General features: G+C 57.0%; 8 protein-coding genes and 1 pseudogene. 3 read left to right on the top strand and 6 right to left on the bottom strand.

The genetic code is table 11. From position 1 onward, the window contains the following. Positions 1-254: 254 nt before the first annotated feature. Complete coding sequence (lepA, locus tag RMO15_RS30750; RefSeq protein ID WP_309722272.1) at positions 255-2,066, bottom strand: translation elongation factor 4; 1,812 nt, start codon at positions 2,064-2,066, stop codon at positions 255-257. Between the two features lie 97 nt (positions 2,067-2,163). After that, the gene (locus RMO15_RS30745; RefSeq protein WP_309722270.1) at positions 2,164-2,550 is read right to left on the bottom strand and encodes a response regulator; all 387 of its coding nucleotides are present in this window, start codon (positions 2,548-2,550) and stop codon (positions 2,164-2,166) included. Positions 2,551-2,610: 60 nt separating this feature from the next. Here RMO15_RS30745 and RMO15_RS30740 point away from each other — a divergent pair, with 60 nt between their 5' ends. Next, positions 2,611-2,994, top strand: a complete 384-nt coding sequence (locus RMO15_RS30740; protein WP_309722268.1) for a hypothetical protein — start codon at positions 2,611-2,613, stop codon at positions 2,992-2,994. A gap of 180 nt (positions 2,995-3,174) precedes the next feature. Continuing rightward, positions 3,175-4,167, top strand: coding sequence for a Gfo/Idh/MocA family oxidoreductase (locus tag RMO15_RS30735; protein WP_309722266.1), 993 nt, complete (start codon positions 3,175-3,177; stop codon positions 4,165-4,167). On the opposite strand, the gene pyrE is transcribed toward RMO15_RS30735, so the two are convergent. The 4 genes from pyrE to RMO15_RS30715 form a co-directional block, all read right to left on the bottom strand. Then, the gene (gene pyrE / locus RMO15_RS30730; RefSeq protein ID WP_309722262.1) at positions 4,150-4,728 is read right to left on the bottom strand and encodes an orotate phosphoribosyltransferase; all 579 of its coding nucleotides are present in this window, start codon (positions 4,726-4,728) and stop codon (positions 4,150-4,152) included. The genes RMO15_RS30735 and pyrE overlap by 18 nt on opposite strands. 33 nt (positions 4,729-4,761) lie before the next feature. Beyond that, on the bottom strand, positions 4,762-5,148 hold the full coding sequence (locus RMO15_RS30725) for a hypothetical protein (RefSeq protein WP_309722260.1): 387 nt from the start codon (positions 5,146-5,148) through the stop codon (positions 4,762-4,764). A gap of 104 nt (positions 5,149-5,252) precedes the next feature. Next, positions 5,253-5,951, bottom strand: a complete 699-nt coding sequence (locus RMO15_RS30720; protein ID WP_309722257.1) for an alpha/beta fold hydrolase — start codon at positions 5,949-5,951, stop codon at positions 5,253-5,255. A gap of 49 nt (positions 5,952-6,000) precedes the next feature. Next, the gene (locus RMO15_RS30715) at positions 6,001-6,387 is read right to left on the bottom strand and encodes a type II toxin-antitoxin system VapC family toxin (protein WP_309722255.1); all 387 of its coding nucleotides are present in this window, start codon (positions 6,385-6,387) and stop codon (positions 6,001-6,003) included. Between the two features lie 310 nt (positions 6,388-6,697). Here RMO15_RS30715 and RMO15_RS30710 point away from each other — a divergent pair. Continuing rightward, a pseudogene (locus tag RMO15_RS30710) lies at positions 6,698-7,911 on the top strand (IS256 family transposase). The last annotated feature ends 212 nt before the right edge of the window (positions 7,912-8,123 follow it).

The raw sequence follows: 8,123 nt of genomic DNA, 5'->3' as shown, positions 1-8,123 counted from the left end.
CCCCGAGCAAGATCAAGAGCATGCCCTGCTGTCGCGCCGTCTTGAAGCGCCGCATCCCCAGCCACAACAGCACCCCACCGACGATCACGCTGAGTACAAAAAAGCGGGCCATGTTATCGGCCCGTCACGTCTCGCGGCTTTTGCGCTTGCGCTACTTGCTGATCCATGATCTCTTGATGGCCCGGAGCGGCCTTTGTAGCCAAAGGCTCTCCAGTCCCGCCGCTCCAACCGGCGGGACAAAACAACCAGCGGGACTAATCTCCCAGCTTGAGCACGGACATAAACGCTTCTTGTGGAATCTCGACATTGCCGAACTGCTTCATGCGCTTCTTGCCCTCTTTTTGCTTCTCCAGCAGCTTGCGCTTTCGGGAGATATCGCCGCCGTAGCACTTGGCAATGACGTTTTTACGCATTGCGGAGACGCGCTCAGCGGCGATGATCTTGCCACCAATCGCGGCTTGGAGTTTGATCTCAAACATCTGGCGCGGAAGAATCTCCTTGAGCTTTTCGACCAGTAGCTTGCCGCGCGGGTAGGCCTTGTCACGGTGGGCGATAAAGCTCAGCGCGTCCACGGGCTCGGAGTTGACCTGGACATCTACCTTTACCAGTGTGCTGACACCGTAGTCGGAGAGCTCGTAGTCGAAGCTGGCGTAGCCTTTCGTGCGGCTCTTAAGCTGGTCGAAGAAGTCCATGATGATCTCGGCGAGGGGGAGCTTGTAGTGCATCATCACGCGATTCGGAGCGGGATACTCCATCGTCCCCATGATCCCGCGCCGGTCGCGGCCCATGTCCATCACGGTCCCCACGTAGTCGGTGGGGACAATCACCATCGCCTCGACATACGGCTCCTCAATGCGCTCGATGCTGGTGGTCTCGGGCCAGTTAGCGGGGTTGTCAATGACCTGCATGCTGCCATCGGTTTTGTAGACATGGTAGATGACGCTCGGGGCGGTGCAGAGCAGGGAGAGATTGAACTCGCGCTCTAGCCGCTCTTGGACGATCTCCATGTGCAGAAGCCCCAGAAAGCCACAGCGGAAGCCAAAGCCCATCGCGGCGCTACTCTCGGCCTCAAAGCTGAGCGCCGCATCGTTGAGCTGCATCTTGGCGAGTGCTTCTCGGAGATTGGGGAAGTCGTTGGAGTCCATCGGGTAGAGGCCACAAAAGACCATCGGCTTGGCGGGGCGATAGCCCGGAAGCGCCTCGACTCCCTTGCCCTCACGCCCAGCCACCGTGATCGTGTCGCCCACGCGAGCATCGGTGACGGACTTGATCGCGGCGTGAAAATAGCCCGTGCCCCCAGCGCGTAGCATTTCCGCAGGCTTCATGCGCGGCGCAAATGTCCCGACCTCACTGACCGGGAACTCCTTGTTGGTGGCGATAAAGTGAACCTTGTCGCCCGCCTTGAGGGTGCCGTCCACGATACGCACATAGGCCACCACGCCCAAGTAACCGTCGTAGTGGCTGTCAAAGACCAGTGCCCGCAGTGGCTTCTCAGGATCACCCGTCGGCGGCGGCACTTTCTGTACCACAGCCTCCAAGATCTCCTCGATCCCGATACCCTCTTTGGCGCTACACGGAATCGCCTCCGTGGCGTCAATCATCAAGAGACTCTCGATCTCCTCCGCCACACGATCGGGGTCGGCGGCGGGCAGGTCAATCTTGTTGATGACCGGGATGATCTCCAGCTTCGCGTTCATCGCCAGATTCGCATTGGCCAGGGTTTGCGCCTCGACACCCTGCGCGGCATCGACAACCAATAGCGCCCCTTCACAAGCATTGAGAGACCGTGATACTTCGTAGGTGAAGTCCACGTGGCCGGGCGTGTCGATCAGATTCAGCTCATACTCCAGCCCATCTTTGGCAGTGTAGGCCATGCGCACGGCGGCCATCTTGATCGTAATGCCCCGCTCGCGCTCGATATCCATCTGGTCGAGCACCTGCGCCTGCATGTCGCGCTTATTGACCGTGCCGGTAAACTCCAGCAAGCGGTCGGCGAGCGTGGACTTGCCGTGATCCACGTGAGCGATGATACAAAAGTTTCGGATGCGATCCTGAGGAACAGACATAGACCTCTATTGTATCGCGTCGCCTCGCCTCTGAGCCGCCCTAAGAAATAAGGCGTCTGCAATGGCTTCGTTCCTCATCCGCAAAGCCCGTGCCGGGCTACGAAGTTCTCAAAAGGCGATTCACCGTGAGTAGTAGTTCCTTGGGATTGAACGGTTTCGGGACAATTGCGGCAACCTGAAACCGCATCAACGCTTCGGTGATTTGTTCTTCATAGTATCGGTTGTTGTAGAGAGGAAGTTGAGTTAAACAGATGGGGACTGAGCGCAGGACTGGGTTTGCCTGGATCTTCTCAACTAGCTCCAAACCATTGAGCTGTGGCATAACCCCATCTGTGATTAGCAGGTCAATTCCGCCTTGCTGAAGCCGTTCCCAGGCTTGCTGGCCGTTCTCGACTGTCTCAACCCAATACCCGGCTCGCTCTAAATTGACTTGGATCAAGCGACTAATATTGATTTCGTCGTCCGCGACCAGGATGGTTTTCATGGGCACATTATATTGTCAAAATAGCTTGGAACCGCGCGGGAGTTTGGGCATACGGACGGTATGCAAACAAAGACAATACAACTACTTGGGGGCGCACTGGCCGCGCTCGCTCTGCTCGGAGCTGCTCCGAGTAGCGCTCTGGCGCAGAATCGGCAGAAAACGAAGAACGACTGGCGAAACCTCTCGATTATCTCCGGGGGGCTGGCGGCGTTTGGGCTGATCAAGAACGATCCAACGCTCTCCTTTGTCGGTGCGGCAGGGGCGCTGTACTCGGTAGATCGCTATGAGAAAGACCGCAAGAGCCAGGACAAAGGTGCCCGTGCCCGTGCCCGCTTGTTTTCAAAACCCTACATCATTCGCGATGGGCAGCGCTACTACCGCCGCACGATGGTGGACAAGGGGAAGAAGTACTACCAGTTCGAGCGAAGCCGAGAGAGAAACTAAAAAACGCCCGTGCCCAGCTCAGCACGGGCTTTGTTTCCCTAAGGGCGACGCCCCGTTCATGGGGCGGAGCTACTGGTGCCCAGTGGGATCAAGCGGGTAAAATGGCATCGTTTAAATCTATCTTGGCATGACAAAGCAAAGGTCGAATTATGAGTAATGCTTTTATGGTACAGTTTTGCCATGTCTCTCAAAGTTGCCATTATCGGCACTGGCAAGGTCGCCCGCAGTAACTATCTCCCGTATCTGGCAAAGCAGCCTGGTATTGTGCTGAGCTACTACTCGCGCACGTTTGAGAAAGCCGAAGCCTGCGCCCGAGATTTTGGCGGCCAAGCTTTTGCCACGGTCGAGGCCCTACTCGCCGACGAGCCTGACACCACGCTGGTGCTCACCCACGAGACCCAGCGCGCCGAGGCGATAGAGGCTCTGCTGGCAGGCGAGCCCAAGCGGCTGTTTTTTGAGAAGCCGCTGGTAGCCCAAAACGGCCAAGCCAACGTCAGCGAAGAGGACTTTCTCCAAGCACACTCGCTCTTGCAACGCGCCGAAACGCTCGGCTGTGAGACAGCGATGGTCTTTAACTATCGCTTCTTTGAGCAAACGCAGCGGGCACTGACAGTAGTACGGGAGCGTAACTTTGGCAAGCTCACACAAGCCACGCTTTTTGTGAATTACGCCTGCTGGAGCCACTGTATTGACATGTTGAACCTCTTTGGGGGACGTGCGGCAGAGATCTCCGCGCTGGCAGGAGAGACGCTCTACCAGGGTGCAGTGGATGTCAGCGGGGCGTTTCGGCTAGAAAACGGGGCGACGGGCACGATTTTAGGCACCAGCGGCACGAAGTTCGACCACTCCCTCTACGAGCTGCACTTTAGCTTCGAGCGCGGTAGCCTGCACTTCTCCGATCTCGACGGCCCGCTGGAAGTCTACGACCATGCGACCCGCTACAAAGAAACCCACGGGCTGATCGGCAACCACTCGCGCTGGGATCAGTATCGCGCCTCGTTTGCGAAGTCACTGGCGGCCTATTTGGATTCAATTCGCCAGAGCACCCCGCCGCCCGTTCCCGGTCTAGCGGGGCTGGAGGAGCTCCAGTTCGAGGCCGCCCTACGCCGCTCCATCGCGCAGCAGCGGCCTGTACAAGTGCAGGAAGAGCTGCCGTTACTTCTTGCCGGTTGAGCCGGGGCGGGTAATCGGGACGGCGGCGAGCTCGGCGGGAAGCTCCTCCTCGGCGTAGCTAACGGCATTGATTGAGAGAGTCGCGGCCAGTGGAGCGCCAAAGTCCAGCGTCCCGCCGCTACGATCCACGACCACGCCCACGCCACAGAGAGTTGCACCCACGCTCTCCACCAGCTCCATACACTCTCGGATCGAGCCGCCCGTGGTGAGTACATCGTCCACAATTAACACGCGCTGACCTGCCGTCAGGTGCTCCGGGCGGCGTAGCATCCGCTTGCCGTTGGGGCCTTTCTCGCCGTAAGCCGCGGTCACACCCAGCTGTTTGGCGACTTCATAGGCGAGTAGAATTCCGAGCGTGGTTGGCCCCAGAACAACATCGGGCTTGGTTGCGGCGCAGCGCTCCGCGAGCACTTTACACAGCGCCTCAACATGCTGCGGGTAGCGCAGGACATGGAACTTCTCAAAATACGTGTCGGAGTGGCGGCCACTGGTAAGCACAAAGTGCCCTGTGAGCAGCGCACCGCTCTCGCGGAAAATCTGAAGAACATCACTATCGGTCATATCGCCCTGAGTATACCCAGACGGCATACGGTCTTAGGCGTGGGCGCTCTTTGCGATCAGCCAGTGGCTCCCAAAGAGCAGTGCATCCACCACGATAAAAATCACGACCTTGACCAGGAGCTTCGCCGCTTCGTGGCGGTTGGTCTGCAAGAGAAACTGAAAGGCGCTCTCACGCTGCTGGGTGAGCACTTCCGCCTCCGGTCGCTCTGGCTTCTCGCTCGACTCACTCTCCAGACGCGTCCCGATTTTATGCTCCCAGAAAGCATCGTTGGAGAGGTGCCGCTGGTAGTCCCACTTGTCTAGGGCAAAAAGGGGACTGAGGAGCTGAACGAGCGTGTAGAGGAGCATACACAGCGCGACGGCAAGGGCAATCGCCGCGACAAAGCACACCGAAAGGCCATAGGTTTCCAGGGTAGACATCTTCATGATGCCTCCCATTGAACCGCGCAAACGCCCCACTCACCTGAGGCATTTGGCTCATTATGCCCGGGACGTTTGGTTCATATTACGCCATTCGAGCTGTCCTAAGGCTGGTTCTTTACTGTGGCACTCAGCCAGTGCTCTGTCGCGGTGGCGATCTCCAGAGCCCGCTTGCCAAGAAGTGGGCCGACATGGCTAGTTCCTGCGTAGCGGTGGACATCGGCGCGTAGACGGGTTGCGAGGGCAAGGCTGGTCTCGGGCGGGATATCAGTGTCACGCTCCCCGATCACAACCAGCGTAGGACAGCCTGGGTTCGTAAGCTCGACTCCCGCATGGAGTGTGTTGAGCACCGCCCCAGACTCATCGCGCCAGCGCTTCCAGGCAAACTGGATAGTTTTTTCGTCGCTATCGGGCATGGAGTCTCGGGTCTCTTGCAAAGGGCCGTTTGCCCAGTGAACCACGGGCGGCGCTGGCTTACTCTCAGCACGAGGCCAAGAGACGCCCTTTGGGGGAACACTATTGACCAGCACCAGCGCGGTAGGCTTGCGCTGAGCTGCTGCGGCAAGTGCGAGCAGCCCCCCCATGCTCGCTCCAATAAAGATCAACGGGCTGGCATCTTTGGGAATGGTGGCAATAGCCTGCCCCACGTAGTCCGAGAGCTGGGTATGCTCTAAGCCACTCGTAGCGGGCATGAGATCAGGAGCAAGCGTGCGCCAGCCTGCCTTGCGAAAGATCGGCTCCCAGAGAAACCACTCCCAGCCCCCTCCCCCAGCGCCATGAAGAAAAATAGTCGTCTTTTTCAAGATAAGTCCATGTTCGGTAGCGGTCGGGTTTGATCTAGGCGACACTACTTTACCAGAGAGTCAGCACAGAATACAGCGCAATCAGGTGGTCTTTCGTCACCAAAGTCGCGCCCTCTAATTGCGCCTGAGCAATCAAAAGCCGATCAAAAGGATCGCGATGGTGGTGCGGCAGGCTTGAGAGAGCATAGATATGGTCAGGGGTAATGGACAATACCGACATTCTGCCTGTCTCGACTTCTTCCGCAATCATCTGTGGCAAGAGTTTGGACAGAGTCAATTTGCCAAGATCACTCTTAATCTGTAGCTCCCAGAGCGTCGCCAGGCTCACATAGAGATCGTTGGAAGTATCTTGTAAAGCAGCAAGAGCCGTCTCAGAAAGCTCCTCGGGGCTTTGAATTGCCCAGAGAAAAACATGCGAATCCAGAAGCAATCTCATTCTTCGCCCATCCAAAAGGAGTCTGGCAAGGGATCATCAAAATCTGGAGCTATATACATTACGGTCTCGCGCTGCTGCCCCAGGGAGCGCCGGGCAGGAGGTGACGTTTGGGGACTGTAAAATAAAGTGTGCTTTTTCCTAACCGCTCCCCGCAGGGGAGCCCGGCAGCTCCCCTGCCCAGAAGGTAAGGGGAGCTCGAAAGGACAAGCAAGAAATGGCAGCAACAACAACCAGGTCAAAGACCAAGCAGGCGGGACGCTTTAGCCCTGAGCAGGTCAAGCAGTTTTTAGAGCAGGGCAACATCCAAACGATGGATGATGTCCAGAGCGCTCTCAAGGATCTCTTCAGCCAGACTCTCCAAGCCATGCTCGAAGGTGAGATGGAGCACCACCTGGGATACGCCAAGCACGAGCGCCTCGCCCAGAACGATATCGAGACTCGCCCAGAGCGAGCCGCCAGCAACCGGCGTAACGGGCATACGAGCAAGAACGTACGAAGTGATTATGGCGACATTGCGTTGAGCGTTCCTCGTGACCGGGAAGGCTCCTATGAGCCACTGATCGTGCATAAACGGCAGAAGAATGTCACGGGCATCGAGGATCAAATTCTTGCTCTGTACGCCAAGGGGGTGAGTTGCCGGGACATCCAAGACCACCTTCAACAGCTCTACGGTCTGGAAGTCTCTCCGACTTTCGTCAGCAATGTAACAGATAAGGTCTTACCTCAGATCCGGGCATGGCAGAGCCGTCCCCTGGCTCCGGTCTACGCTCTGATGTTCTTGGACGCTATCCATTTCAAGGTTCGGCAGGAGGGGCGTATCGCCAGCAAGGCGGCGTATGTGGTCATCGGAGTAGATCTAGAAGGCATGAAAGAGGTACTTGGTATCTGGATCGGTGAGGCTGAATCCGCGAAATTCTGGCTCTCGGTTCTGACAGAAATCAAGAGCCGTGGCACAGGAGACATCTTGATTTGCTGCACGGATAATCTGTCTGGCTTCTCAGAAGCTATTGGAGCTGTGTTCCCTCAAACTCAGATTCAGAAGTGCATCGTGCATCAGGTAAGAAACAGCCTCAAGTATGTCTCCTGTAAGGATCGTCAGTCGGTGGTCAACGCCCTGCGCTGTGTGTATACAGCTCCGTCTGAAGCGGCGGGTTTGGTCGCCTTAGAAGAATTCGAGAGCGTCTGGGGTACGGTGCGCAGCGCACCTAGCCCTGGGGTAAGCGCTATCCTCTGGTTGTCGCGTCGTGGCGTAGCAACTGGGGGGAGCTTGCGCTGTTCTTTGGTTTCTCTCCTGAGCTTCGTCGTCTGATTTACACAACCAACATCATTGAGAGCTTCCACCGTCAGTTGCGTAAGGTCACTCATGGTAAAGCGCTGTTCCCCAACGATGAGTCTCTCCTGAAGATGCTGTACCTGGTGACGGCGGATGTGCAGCGTCGTTGGACGTACCGCATCCCGCACTGGGGTCAGATCCTGTCTCAGTTGAGCATTGCCTATGGGGATCGCGTCAAGCTCTCAGTGTGAGAGAAAGGAAGGGTCTCGGAGAAGGAAAGCAAATCGTCAAAAAGAAAAAGCACAGATTACTTGACAGACTCTCTTGTGAACGTCGAGTCCTGCACAATGGGAATAGTAGGTGTCCATAAAGGTTCCTTGCCTCTTGAGCATCTCAAGTGAGCCCCTCAAGAGAATATTACATTTGACGGACTTGCGTGGGCACCTGTGTTAAAAAATTCTGG

The organism is Armatimonas sp. (genome assembly GCF_031410135.1).
GTDB lineage: Bacteria > Armatimonadota > Armatimonadia > Armatimonadales > Armatimonadaceae > Armatimonas.
The sequence above is the reverse complement of the archived record's forward strand: the minus strand, read 5'-3'. Positions and strand labels throughout refer to the sequence as shown.